The organism is Streptomyces pyxinicus (assembly GCF_024753135.1).
Lineage (GTDB): Bacteria > Actinomycetota > Actinomycetes > Streptomycetales > Streptomycetaceae > Streptomyces > Streptomyces pyxinicus.
Genome location: NZ_JANUGP010000006.1, coordinates 157,086 through 179,196, shown reverse-complemented (window position 1 = coordinate 179,196; position 22,111 = coordinate 157,086). Strand labels below are relative to the sequence as shown.

The following is a 22,111-nucleotide window of genomic DNA, read 5'->3' as shown; positions in this document are numbered from 1 at the left end:
TTGTGATGGCACGCAAAGCGCACCTGCAATCATCTGGGAAGGGTGTACCCCCACATGCCTCTCGCGCTCCTGGCCCTCGCGATCGGGGCCTTCGGAATCGGAACCACCGAGTTCGTCATCATGGGCTTGCTGCCCGAGGTGGCGGGTGACTTCGGGGTCTCCATCCCCACTGCGGGCCTGCTCGTGACCGGCTACGCGCTGGGTGTGGTCCTCGGTGCCCCGCTCATGACCGTGCTCGGCACCAAGGTCCCCCGCAAGCGCATGCTGATGCTCCTCATGGGCCTCTTCATCGCGGGCAACCTGCTCTCCGCGGTGGCCCCCGCTTTCGCGGTCATGCTGATCGGACGGGTGGTCGCCTCGCTCGCCCACGGAGCCTTCTTCGGTATCGGCTCGGTGGTCGCGGCGGAACTGGTGGCCCCCCACAAGAGGGCCGGGGCCATCGCCATGATGTTCACCGGTCTCACCGTCGCCAACGTCATCGGTGTTCCGCTCGGCACGCTCATCGGGCAGCACGTCGGCTGGCGCATCACCTTCGCCATCGTCGCCGGCCTCGGAGTTCTCGGCCTCGCCGGTATCGCCAAGCTGGTCCCCGAGATGCCGCGGCCGGAGGGTGTACGTCTGCGGCACGAGCTGGCCGCCTTCAAGAACGCCCAGGTCCTACTCGCCATGGCGATGACCGTCCTCGGCTTCGGCGGCGTCTTCGCGGCCATCACCTACATCGCGCCGATGATGACCCACATCGCCGGCTTCGCCGACGGCTCCGTCACCTGGCTGCTGGTCCTGTTCGGCCTCGGCATGGTCGGCGGCAACCTCGTCGGCGGCAGGTTCGCCGACCGCGCCCTCATGCCCATGCTGTACGTCTCGCTGGGCGCGCTGGCCGTCGTCCTGGCGCTCTTCACGGTGACCGCCCACAACAAGGTCGCCGCGGCCGTGACCATCGCCCTGATCGGTGCGCTCGGCTTCGCCACCGTCCCGCCGCTGCAAAAGCGCGTCCTGGACCAGGCGCACGGAGCCCCGACGCTCGCCTCGGCCGTGAACATCGGCGCCTTCAACCTGGGCAACGCGCTCTCGGCCTGGCTCGGCGGTCTCGTGATCTCGGCCGGCTTCGGCTACACCGCTCCCAACTGGGTCGGTGCCGTTCTCGCGGCCGGCGCCCTCGTTCTCGCCGTCGTCTCGGCCGCGCTGGAACGCCGCCAGGCCGCGCACGGCACGGCGCTCGCCTCCGGTGTCCCCGCCGAGCAGCGGACGCCTGTCCACCACTGACTCCGGTCCCCGCAGACCTCCGTACCGGGCCCCGCCCGTCACAGCAAGCCGCACCAAGCCCCACCTCAGCATCACCAAGGAGAAAGCTCCATGAGCACCACCGTCGCCGCCCCGCTTACCATCGAGGACGCCGAGCTGCTGGTCGCCACGGCCCGTCGCGCAGCCGAGGACGCCGGTGTCACCGTCAGCGTCACCGTGCTGGACGCGGGCGGTCACCTCCTCGCCTTCCGCCGTGACGACCGGGCCGTGCTGATCTCCGGCGAGACCAGCACCCGCAAGGCCTACACGGCGCTCCAGCTCAACTCGCCCACCGCCGACCTGGTCGACGCGGTGCAGCCGGGCGGCCTCTTCCACACGCTGCCCACGGCCCTCGACCGGCCCTTGCTGTTCATCGCGGGCGGCGTCCCCGTCCACCGCGACGGCCGTCTGATCGGCGCGGTCGGCGTCGGTGGGGGTGCGCCGGAGCAGGATCACGGCTTCGCTACCGCAGCGGTACAGGCCCTCGTCTGATCACCTGGTCCGAAACGGACGACGCCGGCTCCACCACTTCGAGCGGTGGAGCCGGCGTCCGCCGTACGACGGTGTGCCCCGCGTCGGCGGCGGGACGGCTCAGCCCGCGGCCACCGTCAGTGGTGCGAACCGGCGCGTCCAGTCCCCCGGGAGATCCGTGATGCCGTAGGTCATCACGGCGTTGGACGCCACGGAGACCAGTCCTCGTGCCTTCGCCCATGCCAGCAGCTCCTCGTGGCGCACATCGATGTCGGTGCGCAGCGGTCGGTCGGTGCCGGCCGCCAGAGAAGTGATCAGGGCTTTGGCCGTCTCCGTGTCCCGGGCGATCAGCGGGCCGACGACATGGGTGTTCACGTTGGGCCACGCAGCCGCGTACCCGATGACGCGGCCGCTCTCCTCGGCCACCCGCAGCTGATCGGCGAAGGCGGGCAGCCGGGTGACGAAGGGCGTGCGGTCGGCACCGAACACCTCCTCGTCCAGACGCAGGATCGCCGGCAGGTCGTCCGCGGTGGCCGCTCGCGTCACCACGCGGTATTCCCGGCCCTCGGGCGTGAAGGGGCCGAGCAGCATCTCTGCCCGTCCGGTCGCCTTGAAGCCCAGCTCCTCGTAGAGGGGCCGGCCGTAGGGCGTGGCGTACAGGGTGAGCGGAGTGGTTCCCGCCAGCGAGACGACGTGCCGCATCAGACGGCGTCCGACTCCCTGGCGAGCATGCCGCTCGGCCACCAGGACCATGCCGATGGCGCCGAGTTCCGGCCGTTCCCAGGTGCCGTACTCGGTGACGACACACGCGGCCACGAGGCCACCGGCGGGGTCGTCGACACCGAAGCCCTTTCCGGCTGTGAGGAGAAAGCCCCACTTGTGCTCTTCGCGCGGCCACCCCCGGTCCTCGGAGAGGTCGGCACACGCGCCGAGATCGCGCAGCGTCAGACGGCGGATGGGCAGAGCGGTGAGGGATGGAGTCGGCACGCAGGTCAGGCTGTCCGACGGGAGCCCTCTGCGTCCACCTGTTTCGAAACAGACGTACGTGCTTTTGGACAAGCCGGGTTCCGCGGTGAGTGTTTCACGTGAAACAAGGCGCCGGTTAGTCTCGCCGCCATGGCGAGACTTCATCTCTTCGATCTTGACGGCACATTGCTGCACGGCACCACCGCACCAGTAGAGATCTCCCGCCAGTTGGGGTTGGACACCGAGGCGGTAGCGCTGGACCGGGCAATCGCCCAGGGGCTGATCGGGCCGCCGGAGTACGCGGCGCACGTGCGGGAACTGTGGGCAGACCTGACCGAGGCGCACGTGGACGCCGCCTTCCAGGGAGCGCCCTGGCTGTCCCGTATCCGGGATGTGTGGGCGGAGATCAGGGACGCCGGTGAATATTGCGCGGTGGTGTCCCTTTCGCCTTCCTTCTTCGTGGAGCGCCTGCTGGAATGGGGTGCTCACGCGGCCCATGGATCCCGGTTCCCGGCTGTCCCGTTCACCGAGCCCGTCGATCCGTCCGGTGTGCTCAGCGCCGCGGCGAAGGTGATCGTCGCGGACCGGCTCTGTGCCGAGTTCGGAGTGACCCGGGCGGATTGTGTGGCGTACGGCGACTCGTCGTCGGACAAGGAGCTGTTCGCTGTCGTACCGGTTTCCGTCGCCGTGAATGCCGACGATCACCTGGCCGGGCTGGCCAGCCATTCCTACACGGGGCGGGATCTGTGGGATGCCTATGAATTGGCCGTCGACGCCCGGTAATTGACGGACCTCATGGTTCGCACCTTGCCGCATTCGTGCGGAAGGCAGGGGGGACTTGTGTGCACGCCCGTGGCCGGTAGGGTCGTCCCCGGTCCGCGTCCGGGACGGTGGAGGAATTCCGGGCGAGCCGAGAGCAGGCCAGCAGCCTAATGGGACGGAGAGATCGAGGACCCAGGTTTCCGGGTACACGACCGCGGCATCCGATCGGATGGGAAGCTGCGGAGCACGGTGCTACGGCTGGCCGCCCACCGGGGGGAGAGCAGCATCTTCCGAGGAGAAGGTGCGCAGACCGACCGAGAGACGTTCGAGGCGAGGGCACACCATGGACGCTCCGACCACCACGTCGGGGGAGAACGGCATGTCGGGTGGGGACAACTGGTTCACGCCACGCAAGACGCCATCGGACGCGTCACCGGACGGTCAGGGAGTGCCGGACGGGCCCCTCTCCACCGTGCCGCACACGACCGGCCGTGCTGACACCGGGCCCCCGCCGCACGTGCCGGTGCAACGGTCGGCGCCGGCCCAGCAGCCGACGCCGGACACCGGGAAGGCGTCTCCGGACGCGATCCTCATCCGCCGCACGATGGCCGAAATAGCCCCGGTCGCCGACAAGGTCACCTCCTACTTCTACGCGCTCCTCTTCGTCCGCCACCCCGAGCTGCGACCGCTGTTCCCGGCAGCGATGGACGCCCAGCGCGACCGTCTGCTGAAGGCGCTGCTCACCGCTGCGGAGCACATGGACAACACCACCGTCCTTGTGGACTATCTGCAGAACCTGGGGCGTGGGCACCGGAAGTACGGGACGCGCGCCGAGCACTATCCGGCGGTGGGCGAATGCCTGATCGGCGCCCTGAGCAGGTATGCCACCGGTAGCTGGAACCCGGAGACCGAGGCCGCCTGGGTGCGGGCGTACACGACGATCTCCCAGGTCATGATCGACGCTGCGGCAACCGACGAACTGCGGGCTCCGGCGTGGTGGCACGCCGAGATCGTCGCGCACGACCTGCGTACCCCCGACGTCGCGGTAGTCACGGTCCGCCCCGACCAGCCCTACCCCTTCCTCGCCGGCCAGTACACGAGTATCGAGACGCCCTGGTGGCCCCGCGTATGGCGGCACTACTCCTTCGCCTCGGCGCCCCGTACGGACGGTCTGCTGACGTTCCACGTGAAGGCTGTCCCGGCCGGCTGGGTGTCCAACGCGCTGGTGCACCGGGCCCGGCCCGGAGACGTCATACGCCTCGGCCCTCCCGCCGGTTCGATGACCGTCGACCACAGCAGCGACAGCGGGTTGCTCTGCCTGGGCGGCGGAACGGGCATCGCACCCATCAAGGCCCTGGTCGAGGAGGTCGCGGAGCGCGGTGGCCGCCGACCGGTCGAGGTGTTCTACGGAGCGCGCACCGATCACGACCTGTACGACATCGACACCATGCTCAGACTCCAGCAGAGCCACCACTGGCTCTCGGTCCGGGCCGTCATAGACCAGCGGGCACCCGGCCGGCTCCCGGACGCCCTCCACGGACACGGCCCCTGGAACGAGTACGACGCCTACCTCTCGGGTCCCCCCGGAATGATCCGCAGCGGAGTCGACGCCCTCCGAAGCCTCGGCGTACCGTCCAGCCGCATCAGGCACGACTCGGTGGAGGAACTGCTGCTCGTCGGCGACTGACGGCGTTACCCGAGGTCGGGGGCGTGCATGGCGCGCACTCCCTCGATGTTGCCGTCCAGGTAGTGGCGCAGCGACAACGGGACGAGATGGACGGAGGCGATGCCGACCCGGGTGAACGGGAGGCGGACGATCTCGTACTCCCCGGCCGGCTCGTCCACTTCGGGGCCGTGCCGCAGGGCGGGATCCATGGACTCCAGCCGGCATACGAAGAAGTGCTGCACCTTCACGCCGGTGGCGCCGCCGTCGTGGCCGATGTGCTCCACGGTGTCCACGAAGCACGGCACCACATCGGTGATCTTGGCGCCGAGTTCCTCGTACACCTCACGGTGCAGGGCGTCCACGACGGTCGGGTCGCCGGGATCGACCCCGCCACCCGGCGTGACCCAGTAGGGATCGACGCCGGGCTTGGTGCGCTTGATCAGGATCAGGTCGTCACCGTCCAGCAGAACGGCACGGGCGGTGCGCTTGACCACGGGTCGGACGGTCATGGGAGAAATGTGGCCCGGCTGGTTCCACGTGAAACATCGCAAACTGCCACCGTACGACCACAGTGTGTGGCTGGGGTCAGTCGGAGGACTCGTCCAGGGCGCGCAGCAGGTCGGCCACCAGGTCCGCGGGATCCTCCGCGCCCACAGACATCCGGATGAAGCCCTCCGGGACGGCGTCCCCGCCCCAGCGGCGCCGGCGCTCGGCGGTGGAGCGCACACCGCCGAAACTCGTCGCGTCCTCCACCAGACGCAGCGCTGTAAGAAAGCGCTCGGCCCGCGCGCGGGTGGGCAGCGTGAAGGAGACGACGCAGCCGTACCGGTGCATCTGCTGCGAGGCGATCTTGTGCGAGGGGTCCTCGGGCAGCCCGGGGTAGCGCAGATCCGACACCTCCGGTCGCTGCCGCAGCGTCTCGGCGACCCGCAGGGCGGTGGCGTTCTGCCGGTCGACGCGCAGCTGGAGCGTGGCGATGGAGCGATGGGCGAGCCAGGCCTCCATAGGCCCGGAGATCGCCCCGACGATCTTGCGCCACCGGCGTACGGCGGCCATCGCCTCGAGGTCGCGGCCGGTGACGTACCCCAGCAGGACGTCCCCGTGCCCGGTCAGCTGCTTGGTGCCACTCGCCACGGAGAAGTCGGCACCCAGTTCCAGCGGACGCTGTCCGAGAGGCGTGGCGAGGGTGTTGTCGACAGCCACCAACGCGCCGCCCGCGTGAGCCGCGTCCACCAGCCGCCGGATGTCGCACACGTCCAGCCCGGGGTTCGACGGGGACTCGATCCACAGCAGCCGGGCGCCCTCCAGGACCTCCAGCTGGGCGTTCCCGGCGGTCGGTGCGGTACGCACCTCGATGCCGTACGCCTCCAGCTGGGCGCGGACCAGCGGCAGCACCTGGTACCCGTCGGACGGCAGCACGACCGCGTCACCGGCGCGCAGCTGCGAGAACAGCACCGAGGAGATCGCCGCCATGCCGGACGCGAAGACCAGCGTCTCGACGCCCTCGGCGCCCGGTGCCTCCAACTCGCCGATGGCACGCTCCAGGAGCGTCCAGGTCGGGTTGTCGTCGCGACCGTACGCATAGGGGCCCGTCACCTCACCGGGCAGATGGAAGTGTGCCGCGAACACCGGGCCCGGCAGGGTCGGTTCGTACTTGACCGGCTCGGGCAGTCCGGCCCGGACCGCGCGCGTGCCGTCGCCGGTGCGGCCCTCGTCGTTCGTGGCGTCGCTCATGCGGCCCGTCCCTCCAGCCGTTCCCGTACGGCGGCGAGCAGCCCGGTGCTCGCCGCCTCCACCATCTCAAGACACTCCTCGAAGCCGTCTTGGGCCCCGTAATACGGGTCGGGCACATCGAGATCGTCGCCGGCGGCGGGATCGTAGGAGCGCAGCAGACGGATCTTGCGTGCGTCCTGCTCGGTGGGTGCGAGCCGGCGCAGGGCCCTGAGGTGACCGGTGTCGAGGGCGATCACGAGGTCGAGCCGGGCGAACCACGACACCTGGAACTGCCGGGCGACGTGCCCGGTGTCGTAGCCGTGCTCCCGCAGGACCGAGGCGGCGCGCGGATCGGCGGTCTCGCCCTCGTGCCAGCCGCCGGTGCCGGCGCTGTCGGCCGTCACCCGGCCGTCGAGGCCCGCCTCCGCCAGCCGCGCGCGGAAGACGGACTCGGCCATCGGTGAACGGCAGATGTTGCCGGTGCACACGAAGCAGACGCGGTAAGCCATCGCCTGCTCAGTCCTCGTCGGGCAGCACGACGTGCAGCGCCCAGGCAACGACGGAGATGATCAGACCGCCCAGGACGGCCGTCCAGAAGCCCTCGACGTGGAAGCTCAGGTCGAGCTTGCCGCACACCCAGGAAGTCAACAGCAGCATCAGGGCGTTCACCACCAGGGTGAACAGTCCCAGGGTCAGAATGAACAGCGGGAAGGTGAGCAACTTCAGGATCGGCTTGACCAGCCAGTTCACCAAGCCGAAGATCAGTGCGACGACGATCAGCGTCCCGGCTTTCTTGGCCGTGCTGTCACCGGTCAGGGTGATCTTGTCGAGCATCCACACGGCGATGGCGAGAGCGCCCGCGTTGGCGATCGTCTTGACTACGAAATTCTTCATGTGTCTGATCGTGGCAGACCCGATCGGAAGCGTGCGAAGAGGCGAGGCGGCGGCGATGAAGGCATTCCGGCTGGACGAACTGGAGGCGGAGCGTGCCGCCAACCAGGGTGCCTATCTGCAGTTCCTACGGGAGCGGAACATGTCGGTCGGCCTGTACGCACTCGACGCGGGTCAGCACGACCCGCAGACCCCGCACCACCAGGACGAGGTCTACCTCGTCGTCAGCGGTCGGGCGTCGATCACGGTCGGGCTGGAGACGACCGAGGTGGCGCGGGGCAGCGTCGTCTACGTGCCCGCCGGTGTCGCGCACAAGTTCCACCACATCAGTGAGGATCTGCGGGTGCTCGTCGTCTTCTCTCCGCCCGAGGCGTGAGGCCGGACCCCCGGATTCCCTAGGGGACGGGTCAGGGGACGGCAAGGGGTGCGAGACCCCCACAGGGCCCCTGGGCGGCCCTAGCATCGAGTGCAGGACATGAACGCGCGACAAGCAAAGGAAAAGGGCGATGCGAGAGATCTACGCGGGGCTTCCGTGGTGGGTGAAGTGGGTCGCGGTGCCGGTCATCGCCCTGGTGGTCTTCGGCAGTCTGATCATGACCGTGGTGGGCTTCGTGATCGGTCTGCTGTTCAAGGCACTCGTCTTCGTCGCACTGGTCGGCGGTCTGATCTACATCGTGCGCAAGTTCATGACCAACTCCTCGTCACGCAGCGGCTGGTGACGGGTCGGGAGCGGGTGCCCGTTCACCGGTAACGGGAACCGGTTCCCTCGGGGGAGGGAAGTTTCCCCGCAGGACCGTCGGCATGCGGTGGCCGGCGGTTAGAGTCCGGAACTCCCCTCGCGCTCCTGGAGTGCCCCTTGGCCATGGCCGACACCGCACCGGCAGAACCCCATGCCGCCCTCACCGCACCGCGCTCCTGCGCGCCCCCGGGCCGGCGACCGCCCGTCGCGGTCGTCCCGGGACCGTCCCAGCCCGTCGACCCGCCCGGCCGGCCCCTGCCGGCGGGGGCCCCGGGACCGCCGCTCGCGCGTCCTCCGGGCCTACCCGCCTCCGCGACCCTCATCGGATCCGTGCAGCGCGCCATGCGGCTGCTGGAGACCGTCGCCGAGCACGCCTACGGCGCTCCCGCCAAGCAACTCGCCCGGGAGACCGGCCTCGCCCTGCCCACGGCGTACCACCTGCTGCGCACCCTGGTCCACGAGGGCTACCTGCGCCGCGACAAGGGGCTGTTCTTCCTCGGTGCCGCCGCGGAGCGGCTGAGCAGCAGCGGAGCGCAGCAGAAACGTCGCACCACGGTGGCCGACACGCTCGCGCACTGGCGCGATCGCATCGGTGTGCCGGTGTACTGCGCGATGTACCGGAACGGCGAGATCGAGGTCATGTGCGTCTCCGACTCGGCGCAGGCCCCGGCGGTCGAGGAATGGGCCGACTTCCGCGAGACCGGCCATGCGCACGCCATCGGACAGTGCCTGCTCTCCCAACTGGACGAGGAAACGCGCCGCGACCACATCGCCCGCCATCCCGTGCAGGCCATCACGCCGTACTCGGTGCGGGACAGTGACACCCTGCTGCGGCGGCTGACCCGACTGCGTCGCATGGAGGCGGTGGTGGAGCGCCAGGAGTACGCCCTGGGCACCGTCTGCGCGGCGGTCCCCATCACGGTGGGCACCACCGCGGTCACCATGGCCCTCTCGCTGCCCGCGCACCAGGCCGACCGCCTGCTGCCCGCGGCCCACCGGTTGCAGGCGGAGATCGGCCGCCACCTGGGGACTTTGACGCTCTCTATCAGTATCTGAAAACTTACTCCTTGTAATCCATTGTGTACGTTCAGCAAGATTTGACCACGGTCAGAGGGATCAATCCCGGCCAGTCGACGTCATACGACGGGGTAGGCGATGCGCGAGTCCGTACAGGCAGAAGTCATGATGAGCTTTCTCGTGTCGGAGGAGCTCTCCTTCCGCATCCCGGTGGAGCTGCGCTACGAGACCTGTGATCCCTACGCGGTGCGGCTCACCTTCCATCTGCCCGGTGACGCCCCGGTGACCTGGGCCTTCGGGCGGGAACTGCTCATCGACGGGGTGGGCCGGCCGTGCGGGGAGGGGGATGTGCGGATCGCGCCCGCCGACGCGGAGGTGCTGGGGGAAGTGCTGATCCGGCTTCAGGTCGGCGGTGACCAGGCCCTGTTCCGGTCCTCGGCCCCGCCGCTGGTGGCCTTCCTCGACCGCACGGACAAGCTCGTGCCGCTCGGTCAGGAAGGCGCGCTGGCCGATTTCGACGCCCATCTCGACGAGGCGCTGGACCGCATCCTGGCCGAGGAACAGAGCGCCGGCTGAAGAGTGACGGCGGCTCACGTCGCCGGATGGCAGCACATCACGGGCTTGTGCAGGAACGCTTCTGCACGGGTCAGGCCAGGGCCAGAGGACCGGAAGCCAGGGAGCGGATGTCCTCCTGGACGCTCAGGCCGGTCCTCCGCTCCGGAAGGGGGTCACCGCTTGCGGCGGCGGCCTCGGCCGGAGCGGGCCGGAGACGGGTGCGCCCCCGCGGGCGTGGTGCCGGCCCGGGGCCCGACGGCACCGGGCCGGTCGGCCGACACCACCAGTGCCGCGAGTGCCGTGGTGACCGGCACCGCGGCGACCAGGCCGATCGAGCCGACCAGCGTGCGCACGATCTCCTCGGCCACCAACTCGCTGTTGGCCACGTCCGCCACACCGCTCTGCGCGATCGAGAACAGCAGCAGCAGCGGCAGCGCGGCACCGGCGTAGGCGAGGACGAGCGTGTTGACGACGGACGCGATGTGGTCGCGGCCGATCCGGATGCCCGCCCGGTACAGCCCACGCCAGCCCATCGACGGATTGGCCTCGTGCAGCTCCCAGACGGCCGAGGTCTGGGTCACCGTCACGTCGTCCAGGACACCGAGCGAACCGATGATGACGCCGGCCAGCAGCAGGCCGCTCATGTCGATCGACGGGTACAGGCCGTGGATGAGACCGGTGTTGTCGTCCGTGTTCCCGGTGAGTGCGGCCCAGTCGATGAACTCCGAGCCGAGGATGCCGATCAGCAGCAGCGAGGCCAGCGTGCCGAGTACCGCGACGGAGGTGCGGGCCGACAGGCCGTGGCACATGTAGAGCGCGATGAGCATGATCGCGCTCGCCCCGACGACGGCCACCAGCAGCGGGTTGGAGCCCTGGAGGATCGCGGGCAGGATGAAGAGTGTCAGCATCAGGAAGCTCACGGCCAGCGCGATCAGCGCCATGAGACCGCGCAGCCGCCCCACCACGACGACCGCCAGCGCGAAGATGCCCGCGAGCAGCAGCATCGGGAACTTCCGGTTCACGTCCGCCACCGAGTACTGCAGGTCCTTGGGTGCCGACGGCTCATAGGCCGCCACGACCTTCTCACCCTGGTGCAACTGCCGTGACTGGTCCGGCTGCACGATCTCGGTGAACGTACGGCCCTTGTCCTTGCCGGTGTCGACCCGCACGGTGGCCTTCTTGCAGGTGCCGCCCTCCTCCTGCACCGCCGAGGTGCCCTCCGCGGTGGAGGTGTCGCCGGTAGCGGGCGTGCCCGAGGCGTTCACGGACTTGCAGCTCACCTCGACCACCCGGGTGACCGTCGCCTGCTGGGTCTGACGGTCGAAGCCGACACCGGTGCGCTTGTGGGACGGTGCTCCCCCGGGCCAGAGGACCACCAGGCCGACCAGGACGGCGGCGGTGAACGGAACCAGGATCGCCGCGATGACCTTGCGCAGATGCTTGGAGACGGGCGCGGCGGGGCCATGGGCGTGGCTGTGGCCGTGTGCGTGGCCCTGCCCCGGTTCGTGCCCCTGCTCGGGTGGGTGCTGCTCCATCACCGCTCCATCCTGGTCACCGCTCGGTCATCGCAAGAACGATGAGGCCCACTGTTCACCACACCACCGATGACGCTAGCGTGGAGGCACCTTTGCACACGCGGGAGCTCGGAGCACCGGGCTGAGAGGGCGCTGACCTCCGTAGAGCGATGTTTCACGTGGAACGAGCGTGTTCCACCACGGAACGTCGGCATACGGAAGCCGCTGCGTCGACCGCCGAACCTGTTACCGGGTAATGCCGGCGTAGGGAGTAGGTCTCATGACCAACAAGGACGCACGCACGCTTGCCTCCGTCCAGGACGACACGTCCACGGGGGCCGGGAAGTCCATCGGCTGGCACAAGGCGTATGTCGAGGGCTCCCGCCCCGACCTGCGGGTGCCGGTCCGTCAGGTGCACCTCACCAATGGGCAGTCGGTCACCCTGTACGACACCTCGGGCCCGTACACCGATCCACTCGCCGAGACCGACGTCCGCAGGGGCCTGGCGCCGCTGCGGGACAACTGGATCATCGCCCGCGGCGACACCGAGGAGTACGCGGGCCGTCCCGTCCGCCCCGAGGACGACGGCATCAAGCACACCTCGCCGCGTGGCGGGCTGCGCAACCTGGACGCGGTCTTCCCCGGACGTCCGCGCCAGCCTCGCCGGGGCCGTACCGGCGAGCCGGTGACGCAGCTCGCGTATGCGCGCAGGGGCGAGATCACACCCGAGATGGAGTACGTGGCCATCCGGGAGAACGTCTCCCCGGAAGTGGTCCGTGAGGAGATAGCGGCGGGCCGGGCGGTGCTGCCGGCCAACGTCAACCACCCGGAGATCGAGCCGATGATCATCGGCAAGCGGTTCCTGGTGAAGGTGAACGCCAACATCGGCAACTCCGCCGTGACGTCCTCCATCGAGGAGGAGGTCGACAAGATGACCTGGGCGACCCGCTGGGGCGCCGACACGGTCATGGACCTCTCCACCGGCCGCAACATCCACACCACCCGGGAATGGGTGCTGCGCAACTCCCCCGTCCCCATCGGCACCGTGCCGCTCTACCAGGCCTTGGAGAAGGTCGACGGCAGGGCCGAGGAACTGACCTGGGAGATCTACAAGGACACGGTCATCGAACAGGCCGAGCAGGGCGTGGATTACATGACCGTCCACGCCGGCGTGCGCCTCGCCCACGTACCGCTGACGGCGAACCGCAAGACCGGCATCGTCTCGCGCGGCGGCTCGATCATGGCCGCCTGGTGTCTGGCGCATCACCGCGAGTCGTTCCTGTACGAGAACTTCGAGGAACTGTGCGAGATCCTCGCCGCCTACGACGTCACGTACTCCCTGGGCGACGGTCTGCGGCCGGGGTCGATCGCGGACGCCAACGACGAGGCGCAGTTCGCCGAGTTGCGCACGCTCGGGGAACTCAACCGCATCGCCAGGCGTTTGAACGTACAGACCATGATCGAGGGCCCGGGACACGTCCCGATGCACAAGATCAAGGAGAACATCGACCTTCAGCAGGAGATCTGCGATGAAGCTCCGTTCTATACGCTCGGTCCGCTGACGACGGACGTCGCCCCGGCGTACGACCACATCACCTCCGGCATCGGCGCGGCGATGATCGCCTGGTGGGGCACGGCGATGCTCTGCTACGTCACGCCGAAGGAGCACCTGGGCCTGCCCAACCGGGACGACGTCAAGACGGGCGTCATCACCTACAAGATCGCCGCGCACGCGGCCGACCTCGCCAAGGGCCACCCTGGCGCACAGGAGTGGGACGACGCGCTGTCGGACGCGCGGTTCGAGTTCCGGTGGGAGGACCAGTTCAACCTGGCCCTCGACCCGGACACGGCACGGGAGTTCCACGACGAGACCCTCCCGGCGGAGCCCGCCAAGACGGCCCACTTCTGCTCCATGTGCGGGCCGAAGTTCTGCAGCATGAAGATCTCGCAGGACATCCGTCGCGAGCACGGCGGCAACCGGACCGAGATCGAGGAGGGCATGGCCCGGAAGTCCGAGGAGTTCGCGGCCGCCGGCAACCGGGTGTATCTGCCGATCGCCGACTGACGCCACGCCGCGAACGGCCCGTGTAGCCCGCAGATCCCATTCGGGCGCGCTGCACGGGCCTCGTTCCCGCCGACCGGAGCCCTGATGGCGACCGCCCTGGTCGTCGGTGGAGGTAGGACTCGCCGCCGCGCAGGACAGTGGCGCAGGCGAGGCGGAAGCCCCGAGAGGGGTGCACCTGGTGAAGTCCAAGGCGCCCGTGGACCTGGCTCCTGGTCAGAAGGGAATCATCATCACGGCGGACTGCCCGGCCGGCCAGGTGGCCACCGGCGGCGGGGGCTACGCCGCGGAGGGGAGCGGCGCGACCAGCCTGGACTTCGTCGTGGCGCTCTCTCACCCCAGGTACACCGGCACCCAGCCCAAAGCCTGGGTCTTCGGAGGCAAGAACAACAGCACGGGGGTGGTGCGGGTACAGGCGTGGCAACTGTGCGGACCCCTGTAGGCAGCACTACTCCGGTGGGTGTTCGGGACCGCCGAAGTCCGGGCTGCTGTAGTCGGGGCTGGTGAAACTCGGGCGGCCGGAGACGCCGCCGTCGTCCGGGCTGCTGAAGCCGGGGCGGTCGTACCCCAGGCGTGGCATACGGCCGGTCGGGGCGGTCGGGGCCGTGGGGCGCGGGTCCGCCGCCGAGGGCTCGGCGAGGGCCTCCCGCAGGAACGGCAGTATGCCCCGCTCCAGCAGGGCGTCACGCCACTCCTCCCGGGCCCTGGCCAGATCCTCGCGGGCCGCCTCGCGCGCCCGGTCCTGTGGGGAGCTGCCGTTGCGCAGTGCGGTGATCAGCAGACCGGCCGCGGCGACCAGGGTCGCCGCGGCGGTCAGGGCGCCGAACACCCAGCCGGCGGTGAGCATGGTGTGGCCGAAGGCATGGCCGGGGCTCAGCGTCTTCAGGATGTAGCCGATGAGCAGGAAGATCGCCGCTGCCGTGCCGGACAGGACGGGGGCGAGCACGGCGATGACCGCGACGGCGCCCGCGCCCGTGGTCTCGGCGGCCTCACCGAGGGTGGCGGCGAGGCCCGCGACGGCCGTGGCCGGGTCGGCAGGCGGGGTGTCGTCCGTGGTCGCGGGGGCGGCCGGCACCGGCTGGCGCAGCTCCTCGCGGATCTTGGCGTAGTGCTGGTACTCGGCTGCGGCGGCAGCGGTGATCAGGGCGGTGGCGTCGAGCGCCATGGTGCGCAGTTGCCCGGCGTTGAGCCGCTGTCCGACAGCGGCCGGTTCCGGTCGGTGCGGGGAGTGCAGCGCCTCATCGAGGAGCCGCTCGAATTCCTGGCGGTCCTCGTTCGGCAGGTACTGCGGAACGCTGTTCATGTGCATCCCCCGATGCTCCGTAGGGCGTGGACTCGCACGTCGACGAGCCGTCGGGCAGAAACGGAGGGGAGCCTGCTACGGATAAGCCGATGGTAGGGCCGGGGCGGTGCGCGGTGACAGGGGTTATCGGAAATTGCCTTCCCGCCTGCGCCGACCGTGCCCGGGTACGGACCCGCTCGGGGAACGGTCAGGCGTCCAGCGGCAGTTGATGCACCAGCAACTTTCCGGCCATGGTCACTCCGCCGTCCATGGCGATGGCGAGCCCGTCCGCGTAGACGTGCGGTCCCTCCACGACCGGGCCGCGGTCCTCCTCGCCGTCCTCGGAGCCGACCTCGCCCAGCAGGTAGGGAATGGGGCTGTGGCCGTGAACGATCCGCGTGCCGCCGTACGTATCGAGGAGGGAGCGTACGGCGTCGGCGCCGCCCTCGTCGCGGAAGGAGAAGCGCTTGGTGAACTTGCGGAACAGGTCCCAGCACTCGTCGGCGTCGTTGCGGGTGAGGGTCTCGCGGACCGTGTCGTTGACTGCCTCGATCGAGTCGCCGTAGTCGAGATAGGCGGTGGTGTCGGAGTGGACGAGCAGATAGCCGTCGACCTCCTCGACGGCGTCCAGACGGGCCATCCACTGCAGATGGTGGTCCTGGAGGCGGTCCATGTCGGTCTTCTGGCCGCCGTTGAGCAGCCAGGCGGCCTGGAAGGTGGCCGTGCCCGCGCCGGAGTTGACGGGCGTGTCGCCGAACCGTCTGGCGCCGAGCAGGAGCAGCTCGTGGTTGCCCATGAGGGCCTTGCAGTAGCCGCCCGCGGCGGCGGCCTCGGCGGACAGCCGCATCACCAGGTCGATGACGCCGATGCCGTCCGGGCCGCGGTCGGTGAAGTCGCCGAGGAACCACAGCCGGGCGGTGCCGGCGCACCACTGACCCTCGTCGTCGACCAGCCCCTGCTCGCGCAGGGCGGCGAGCAGTTCGTCCAGGTAGCCGTGCACGTCGCCGACCACGAACAGCGGGCCGGGGCCGGCCGTCGGCTGCGGTGCGGGGGCGGCGGGCGCGGGCTCGACGGGCACCTGTACGGTGTCGCCGCGGTTGATGACGGGCAGGTCGCGCTGGGTGGGCGTGTAGCCCTCGGGGTACGCCTCCTCGGCGGGTGGGACCGCCTCGCCCGGGTGGACGCCGCTGACATACGGACCGGTCTCATGGACGTACGCGGGCACCCGGAAGTCGCGCAGCGTAGCCGTCCGCTCCGTCTCGGGTCCCTGACCGGCCCCCTGAGTCATCAGACCCCTCCACCATCGCGCCGCATCTGCACCGCTTCGGACTGCCTGGTCGCAGCGGTCCGCGGTGTCGTGGGCCCATCATAGGAATGCGCGTCGCGCCGTGTGATGACCCAGGGGTGCTGAATCGGAACAAGACTCCGGTTCGCCGCGGCTTTCGCCCCGTTTGGGCCGGTGTTCCGCGGCCGGCGGCCGACCGCGGGCCGTCGGCCGCCGCTCCCGCTACGTGCCGTCCGGACTGCGCGGCGGACTGACCGTCGTGCGCGGCGGGCGCCGCTGTGAGGACGTGCGCACGATCAGCTCGGTCGGTATCACCTGCTCGACCGTGTGGTCCGATTCGACCCCCTCGATGGCGTCGATGAGCAGCTGCACGACGGCGGTGCCGATGCGACGGGGCTTGAGGGAGAGCGTGGTGATGGGCGGCTCGGTGCTGGCGTACACCGTGGACTCGCTGCAGCACACCAGAAGCAGGTCGTCCGGCACGCGGAGGCCGTAGCGGCGGGCGGCGGCGAGCAGGTCGGTACCGTTGGGGTCGAACAGGCCGTAGACGGCGTCGGGCCGGTCGGGGCGGGCGAGCAGCCGGTCGGCGGCGACGGCGCCCGCGCACGGATCGTGCGCCGGGTAGGACTCGTAGACGGGGGCTTGGCCGACGCGCTCGCACCAGTGCAGGTAGGCGGTGGTCGACAGATGGGTGTACGTATCCGTGGAGGTGCCGGTGAGCAGACCGATACGGCGGGCGCCGGCGGCGGCGAGATGGTCGAGGATGCCGAGTACGGCGGCCTCGTGATCGTTGTCGACCCAGGCGGTGACCGGGAGCGAGCCGGCCGGGCGGCCGTCGGAGACGACCGGCAGGCCCTGCCGGACCAGTTCACTGACGACGGGGTCCTGGTCGGAGGGGTCGATGACGACCGTGCCGTCCAGGGCCACGTTGGACCAGACGTCGTGGCGGGAGGTCGCGGGCAGGATGACCAGGGCGTAGCCGCGGGCGAGCGCGGCCGAGGTGGCGGCCCGTGCCATCTCGGCGAAGTAGGCGAACTCCGTGAAGGTGAAAGGTTCATCCCCGTACGTCGTCACGGTCAGGCCGATCAGTCCCGACTTGCCGGTACGGAGGGTGCGGGCGGCGGCCGAAGGGCGGTATCCGAGCCGGTCGGCGACCTCGCGGACGTGGCGCCGGGTGGCATCCGGGAGCCGGCCCTTGCCGTTCAGGGCGTCGGAGACGGTCGTGATGGAGACTCCGGCGGCGGCGGCCACGTCTCTGATGCCCGCCCGGCCCGGACGGCTTCCTCGCCGTGAGGTTTCCGCGCGGCTCACCTGGTGCTTCCCTGCTGCTGTCATGGCGAGCCGATAGTAGGGCTCATGCGGTGGGGTAGTGCGGACGCATATGCACGCGTTGACAGGCACGTTTCTGCATGGTCGTCAGAGGCTAACTGCCTTGGAAAGCAAGGTAGTTGAGCGCTTACCTGGCAGGACGTGACGCGTCGGCGCGTATGAACCTGCCAAGTGTCCGATGTTTCGAAGAGGTCTCAACTCACCTGCACGAGGGATGCGCGCCAGGGCGCACACCACCGGCGCATAGATATATGTATGGCGCGCCCCTCGATACGTACGCCTTAGGGCGGCGATGCCCGGGATGCGTGTCTGATCCATGAGGTTGGTATCCGCTCGTCCGGACCTGTTCGCAGCGACGCTGAATCCTCATAAGGTGAGCAGTATTGGATGCCGGCGGCGCAGACGGTCCGCCGGTGGTCGCGAGGAGGACTGCGGTGAGCGAGACGAGCCCCAAGCTGCGCGCCGAGCTGGCGGGTATCCCCACCTACAAGCCGGGCAAGCCCGCCGCGGCCGACGGGCCGGTCGCCTACAAGCTCTCCTCCAACGAGAACCCGTATCCGCCGCTGCCGGGCGTGCTGGAGAGCGTCGCCGGGGCCGTGGCCACCTTCAACCGGTACCCGGACATGGCCTGCACCGGGCTGATGAACGAGCTGTCGGAACGATTCGGCGTGCCGGTCTCCCACCTGGCCACCGGCACCGGTTCGGTCGGGGTAGCCCAGCAGCTGATCCAGGCGACCAGCGGCCCTGGTGACGAGGTGATCTACGCCTGGCGCTCCTTCGAGGCGTACCCGATCATCACGCAGGTCAGCGGGGCCCGGTCGGTGCAGGTGCCGCTCACCCCGGGCGATGTGCACGACCTGGACGCGATGGCGGAGGCGATCACCGACCGGACGCGGCTGATCTTCGTCTGCAACCCCAACAACCCGACCGGCACGGTGGTGCGGCGGGCCGAGCTGGAGCGCTTCCTGGACCGGGTGCCCGCCGATGTGCTGGTGGTGCTGGACGAGGCCTACCGGGAGTTCATCCGTGACCCCGAGGTGCCCGACGGGGTGGAGCTGTACCGCCGGCGGCCGAACGTCTGTGTGCTGCGGACCTTCTCCAAGGCCTACGGACTCGCCGGGCTGCGTGTCGGTTTCGCGATCGCCCACGAGCCGGTGGCGGCGGCGCTGCGCAAGACGGCGGTCCCGTTCGGGGTGAGCCAGCTGGCGCAGGAGGCGGCCATCGCCTCGCTGCGGGCGGAGGACGAACTCCTCGGCCGGGTCGGCTCGCTGGTGTGCGAGCGCACGCGCGTGGTCGACGGTCTGCGCGCCCAGGGCTGGACGGTGCCGGAGACGCAGGCCAACTTCGTGTGGCTGCGGCTGGGGGAGAGCACGGTCCCGTTCGCGCGGGCCTGTGAGGAGCACGGTGTGGTGGTCCGGCCGTTCCCGGGCGAGGGCGTGCGGGTGACGATCGGGGAGACCGAGGCGAACGACATCTTCCTCAAGGTGGCGGAGGCGTTCCGCAAGGAGGCGTAGGGCCGGCGCGCCAGGGTCGATCAGTTCCAGCCGGACGGGGTCGCCGTTCCGAACGGTCGCCAGGCCGTGGCGACCCCGTCCAGGTTGATGAGTATCTGGCGTCTCCGTCCACGCTGCCGAGTGCAGTGCGGAGACTCGTGAGGCAGCATGCGGTGCCGCGCGAGATCGGCGTGGGGCCGTAAGGGGCGAGCATCGCCCCCTACGGCCAGAAGGCGCCCGTACCGGGTTCTATGACCCGCTGCCCGTCCGTTTCACGTGAAACGGACATTCCTGTGTCGAGAGCCCCCATTGGCATGCCCGCGCAACTCCACAAGATGTTGAAGTTGCTGCCGAGGTCTCGACTCTGTGGCAGTGGGGCCACCCCGCCCTACTCGTCTGAAAATCGTTGCGTCATAATAGCTTGTGAATGTGAACGCGTTCACAAGCGCGTCCCCGTTTGCCCCCGTATGTACCTACCTCGGGGGGAAGCGGCCGCTGTACCACGGCGTAGTAAGGAGAGTGACGACGTGGACCTGGCTCTGGCGCCGGAGACACTGGCGCGCTGGCAGTTCGGCATCACCACCGTCTACCACTTCCTGTTCGTTCCGCTGACGATCTCCCTGGCCGCCCTCACGGCCGGGCTCCAGACGGCATGGGTGCGTACGGAGAAGGAGAAGTACCTCAGGGCCACGAAGTTCTGGGGCAAGCTCTTCCTGATCAACATCGCCATGGGTGTGGTCACCGGCATCGTGCAGGAGTTCCAGTTCGGCATGAACTGGTCCGACTACTCGCGCTTCGTCGGGGACATCTTCGGCGCCCCGCTCGCCTTCGAGGCGCTGATCGCCTTCTTCTTCGAGTCCACGTTCATCGGCCTGTGGATCTTCGGCTGGGACCGGCTGCCGAAGCGGATCCACCTGGCGTGCATCTGGATGGTCTCGATCGGCACGATCCTGTCGGCGTACTTCATCCTCGCGGCCAACTCCTGGATGCAGCACCCGGTCGGCTACCGGATCAACAAGGCGAAGGGGCGTGCCGAGCTGACCGACTTCTGGGCCGTACTGACCCAGAACACCGCGCTCAGCCAGGCATTCCACACCCTCTCCGCGGCCTTCCTGACCGGCGGCGCCTTCATGGTGGGCATCGCCGCCTACCACCTGGCCCGCAAGAAGCACATCCGCGAGATGAAGACCTCGCTGCGGCTCGGCCTGATCACCGTGGTCATCGCCGGCCTGCTCACCGCGATCAGCGGTGACACTCTCGGCAAGGTCATGTTCAAGCAGCAGCCGATGAAGATGGCGGCGGCCGAGGCGCTGTGGGACGGCCAGCAGCCGGCGCCGTTCTCGATCTTCGCCTACGGGGATGTCGAGAAGGGCCACAACAGCGTGGCCATCGAGATCCCTGGCCTGCTCTCCTTCCTGGCCGACGACAACTTCAGCTCGTACGTCCCCGGCATCAACGACGTCAACAAGGCCGAGCAGCAGAAGTTCGGCCCCGGGGACTACCGGCCGAACATCCCGGTCACCTTCTGGGGCTTCCGCTGGATGATCGGCTTCGGCATGGCGTCCTTCGCGATCGGCCTGGCCGGGCTCTGGCTGACCCGCAAGAAGTTCCTCCTGCCACAGCACCTGAGGGTCGCCGACGACGAGGTGCCGAATCTGGTGCTCTTCAGGAACAAGGCACTCGGCCACCGGCTCACGCCCTGGTACTGGCGCATCGCCACCTGGACCATGGCCTTCCCGCTGATCGCCAACTCCTGGGGCTGGATCTTCACCGAGATGGGCCGCCAGCCCTGGGTCGTCTACGGCGTCCTGCAGACCCGGGACGCGGTCTCCCCCGGTGTCTCGCAGGGCGAGGTCCTCACCTCGATGATCGTCTTCACCACGCTCTACGCCGTCCTCGCCGTGGTCGAGGTGAAGCTGCTCGCGAAGTACGTCAAGGCCGGCCCGCCCGAGCTGACCGAGGCCGACCTCAACCCGCCCACGCAGATCGGCGGCGACACTCGTGACGCCGACAAGCCGATGGCCTTCTCGTACTAGGCCGAGGGAACAGTCATGGAACTTCACGACGTCTGGTTCGTCCTCATCGCCGTCCTGTGGACCGGCTACTTCTTCCTGGAGGGCTTCGACTTCGGGGTCGGCATCCTCACCAAGCTGCTCGCCCGTGACCGGCCCGAACGCCGGGTCCTGATCAACACCATCGGGCCGGTCTGGGACGGCAACGAGGTGTGGCTGCTGACAGCGGGCGGCGCGACCTTCGCCGCGTTCCCGGAGTGGTACGCCACGCTCTTCTCGGGCTTCTATCTCCCCCTGCTCCTCATCCTGGTCTGCCTGATCGTCCGGGGTGTCGCCTTCGAGTACCGGGCGAAGCGGCCCGAGGAGAACTGGCAGCGCAACTGGGAGACCGCGATCTTCTGGACCTCGCTGCTCCCGGCGTTCCTGTGGGGCGTGGCCTTCGGGAACATCGTGCGGGGCGTGAAGATCGACCGGAACTTCGAGTACGTCGGCTCGCTCTGGGATTTGCTCAACCCCTACGCCCTGCTGGGTGGTCTGGTGACGCTCACGCTGTTCACCTTCCACGGAGCGGTCTTCACGGCGCTCAAGACCGTGGGTGGCATCCGGCTGCGGGCGCGAAAACTGGCCCTGCGGGTGGGGCTCGCCACGGCCGTCGTGGCGCTCGCCTTCCTGCTGTGGACGCAGGCCGACAGCGGTAACGCCAGGAGCCTGGTGGCGATGGTCCTGGCGGTCGTCGCCCTGGTGGCCGCGCTCGGGGCCAATCAACTCGGCCGCGAGGGCTGGGCGTTCGCCCTGTCCGGCGTCACCATCGTGGCCGCCGTGGCGATGCTCTTCCTGTCGCTCTTCCCGAACGTCATGCCGTCCACGCTGAACGGGGACTGGAGCCTGACGGTCACCAATGCCTCGTCGAGCCCGTACACCCTGAAGATCATGACCTGGCTGGCGGTCATCGCGACGCCGATCGTCCTGCTGTACCAGGGGTGGACCTACTGGGTCTTCCGCAAGCGGATCGGCACGCAGCACATCGCGGCCGACGCTGCCGCCGGCACCGCACACTGAGTCCGCCGAGGGCG

22 protein-coding genes are annotated in these 22,111 nt (G+C 69.3%); 13 read left to right on the top strand and 9 right to left on the bottom strand.

The window, feature by feature from the left end; all coding sequences use genetic code 11:
- The first annotated feature begins 54 nt into the window (after positions 1–54).
- Both NX794_RS10710 and NX794_RS10705 read left to right on the top strand, forming a co-directional pair.
- A complete protein-coding gene (locus NX794_RS10710) occupies positions 55–1,263 on the top strand; it encodes an MFS transporter (RefSeq protein ID WP_258778099.1) in 1,209 nt (402 codons plus the stop codon).
- A gap of 90 nt (positions 1,264–1,353) precedes the next feature.
- Positions 1,354–1,773, top strand: a complete 420-nt coding sequence (locus tag NX794_RS10705; RefSeq protein ID WP_258778098.1) for a GlcG/HbpS family heme-binding protein — start codon at positions 1,354–1,356, stop codon at positions 1,771–1,773.
- A gap of 99 nt (positions 1,774–1,872) precedes the next feature.
- Here the strand turns inward: NX794_RS10705 and NX794_RS10700 are convergent, their stop codons facing one another.
- Positions 1,873–2,739 (bottom strand): GNAT family N-acetyltransferase, encoded by an 867-nt coding sequence (locus NX794_RS10700; protein ID WP_258778097.1) that lies wholly within the window; start codon positions 2,737–2,739, stop codon positions 1,873–1,875.
- A gap of 129 nt (positions 2,740–2,868) precedes the next feature.
- Between NX794_RS10700 and NX794_RS10695 the strand changes: the two genes are divergently transcribed.
- On the top strand, positions 2,869–3,501 hold the full coding sequence (locus tag NX794_RS10695) for an HAD family hydrolase (protein WP_258778095.1): 633 nt from the start codon (positions 2,869–2,871) through the stop codon (positions 3,499–3,501).
- Between the two features lie 322 nt (positions 3,502–3,823).
- Positions 3,824–5,167, top strand: a complete 1,344-nt coding sequence (locus NX794_RS10690) for a globin domain-containing protein (RefSeq protein ID WP_258778093.1) — start codon at positions 3,824–3,826, stop codon at positions 5,165–5,167.
- A 5-nt stretch (positions 5,168–5,172) separates the two neighbouring features.
- Here NX794_RS10690 and NX794_RS10685 read toward each other — a convergent pair whose 3' ends face one another.
- The 4 genes from NX794_RS10685 to NX794_RS10670 form a co-directional block, all read right to left on the bottom strand.
- The gene (locus tag NX794_RS10685; protein WP_258778092.1) at positions 5,173–5,655 is read right to left on the bottom strand and encodes an NUDIX domain-containing protein; all 483 of its coding nucleotides are present in this window, start codon (positions 5,653–5,655) and stop codon (positions 5,173–5,175) included.
- A gap of 76 nt (positions 5,656–5,731) precedes the next feature.
- A complete protein-coding gene (locus tag NX794_RS10680) occupies positions 5,732–6,880 on the bottom strand; it encodes a cystathionine gamma-lyase (RefSeq protein WP_258778091.1) in 1,149 nt (382 codons plus the stop codon).
- On the bottom strand, positions 6,877–7,368 hold the full coding sequence (locus tag NX794_RS10675; protein WP_258778090.1) for a low molecular weight protein-tyrosine-phosphatase: 492 nt from the start codon (positions 7,366–7,368) through the stop codon (positions 6,877–6,879). Before NX794_RS10675 ends, NX794_RS10680 begins: the two co-directional genes overlap by 4 nt.
- A 7-nt stretch (positions 7,369–7,375) precedes the next feature.
- A complete protein-coding gene (locus tag NX794_RS10670) occupies positions 7,376–7,753 on the bottom strand; it encodes a phage holin family protein (RefSeq protein ID WP_258778089.1) in 378 nt (125 codons plus the stop codon).
- Between the two features lie 55 nt (positions 7,754–7,808).
- Between NX794_RS10670 and NX794_RS10665 the strand changes: the two genes are divergently transcribed.
- From NX794_RS10665 to NX794_RS10650, 4 genes are all read left to right on the top strand, one after another.
- A complete protein-coding gene (locus NX794_RS10665) occupies positions 7,809–8,126 on the top strand; it encodes a cupin domain-containing protein (protein ID WP_258778087.1) in 318 nt (105 codons plus the stop codon).
- Positions 8,127–8,256: 130 nt separating this feature from the next.
- On the top strand, positions 8,257–8,469 hold the full coding sequence (locus NX794_RS10660; protein WP_258778086.1) for a DUF5326 family protein: 213 nt from the start codon (positions 8,257–8,259) through the stop codon (positions 8,467–8,469).
- A gap of 350 nt (positions 8,470–8,819) precedes the next feature.
- Positions 8,820–9,545 carry an IclR family transcriptional regulator gene (locus NX794_RS10655; RefSeq protein WP_428985886.1) on the top strand — a complete coding sequence of 242 codons (726 nt, stop codon included), beginning with the start codon at positions 8,820–8,822 and terminating at the stop codon, positions 9,543–9,545.
- 99 nt (positions 9,546–9,644) lie between these two features.
- Positions 9,645–10,082, top strand: coding sequence for an SsgA family sporulation/cell division regulator (locus NX794_RS10650; RefSeq protein ID WP_258778085.1), 438 nt, complete (start codon positions 9,645–9,647; stop codon positions 10,080–10,082).
- Positions 10,083–10,234: 152 nt separating this feature from the next.
- Here NX794_RS10650 and NX794_RS10645 read toward each other — a convergent pair whose 3' ends face one another.
- Entirely contained in the window at positions 10,235–11,596 is a 1,362-nt protein-coding gene (locus NX794_RS10645) for a YibE/F family protein (protein ID WP_258778084.1), read from the bottom strand.
- A gap of 259 nt (positions 11,597–11,855) precedes the next feature.
- On the opposite strand from NX794_RS10645, the gene thiC reads away from it, so the two are divergent.
- Together thiC and NX794_RS10635 are read left to right on the top strand one after the other, a co-directional pair.
- Complete coding sequence (gene thiC / locus NX794_RS10640) at positions 11,856–13,640, top strand: phosphomethylpyrimidine synthase ThiC (protein WP_258778083.1); 1,785 nt, start codon at positions 11,856–11,858, stop codon at positions 13,638–13,640.
- A 178-nt stretch (positions 13,641–13,818) separates the two neighbouring features.
- Positions 13,819–14,079 carry a hypothetical protein gene (locus tag NX794_RS10635; RefSeq protein WP_258778082.1) on the top strand — a complete coding sequence of 87 codons (261 nt, stop codon included), beginning with the start codon at positions 13,819–13,821 and terminating at the stop codon, positions 14,077–14,079.
- A gap of 6 nt (positions 14,080–14,085) precedes the next feature.
- Here NX794_RS10635 and NX794_RS10630 read toward each other — a convergent pair whose 3' ends face one another.
- The 3 genes from NX794_RS10630 to NX794_RS10620 form a co-directional block, all read right to left on the bottom strand.
- A complete protein-coding gene (locus tag NX794_RS10630; RefSeq protein WP_258778081.1) occupies positions 14,086–14,946 on the bottom strand; it encodes a hypothetical protein in 861 nt (286 codons plus the stop codon).
- A 181-nt stretch (positions 14,947–15,127) separates the two neighbouring features.
- Positions 15,128–16,207 (bottom strand): metallophosphoesterase, encoded by a 1,080-nt coding sequence (locus tag NX794_RS10625; protein ID WP_258778078.1) that lies wholly within the window; start codon positions 16,205–16,207, stop codon positions 15,128–15,130.
- Between the two features lie 219 nt (positions 16,208–16,426).
- On the bottom strand, positions 16,427–17,539 hold the full coding sequence (locus NX794_RS10620; protein ID WP_258778077.1) for a LacI family DNA-binding transcriptional regulator: 1,113 nt from the start codon (positions 17,537–17,539) through the stop codon (positions 16,427–16,429).
- Between the two features lie 428 nt (positions 17,540–17,967).
- Here NX794_RS10620 and hisC point away from each other — a divergent pair, with 428 nt between their 5' ends.
- From hisC to cydB, 3 genes are all read left to right on the top strand, one after another.
- On the top strand, positions 17,968–19,047 hold the full coding sequence (gene hisC / locus NX794_RS10615; RefSeq protein ID WP_258778076.1) for a histidinol-phosphate transaminase: 1,080 nt from the start codon (positions 17,968–17,970) through the stop codon (positions 19,045–19,047).
- A 506-nt stretch (positions 19,048–19,553) separates the two neighbouring features.
- The gene (locus tag NX794_RS10605) at positions 19,554–21,062 is read left to right on the top strand and encodes a cytochrome ubiquinol oxidase subunit I (RefSeq protein WP_258778075.1); all 1,509 of its coding nucleotides are present in this window, start codon (positions 19,554–19,556) and stop codon (positions 21,060–21,062) included.
- 15 nt (positions 21,063–21,077) lie between these two features.
- Positions 21,078–22,097, top strand: a complete 1,020-nt coding sequence (gene cydB / locus NX794_RS10600) for a cytochrome d ubiquinol oxidase subunit II (RefSeq protein ID WP_258778074.1) — start codon at positions 21,078–21,080, stop codon at positions 22,095–22,097.
- Positions 22,098–22,111 lie beyond the last annotated feature (14 nt).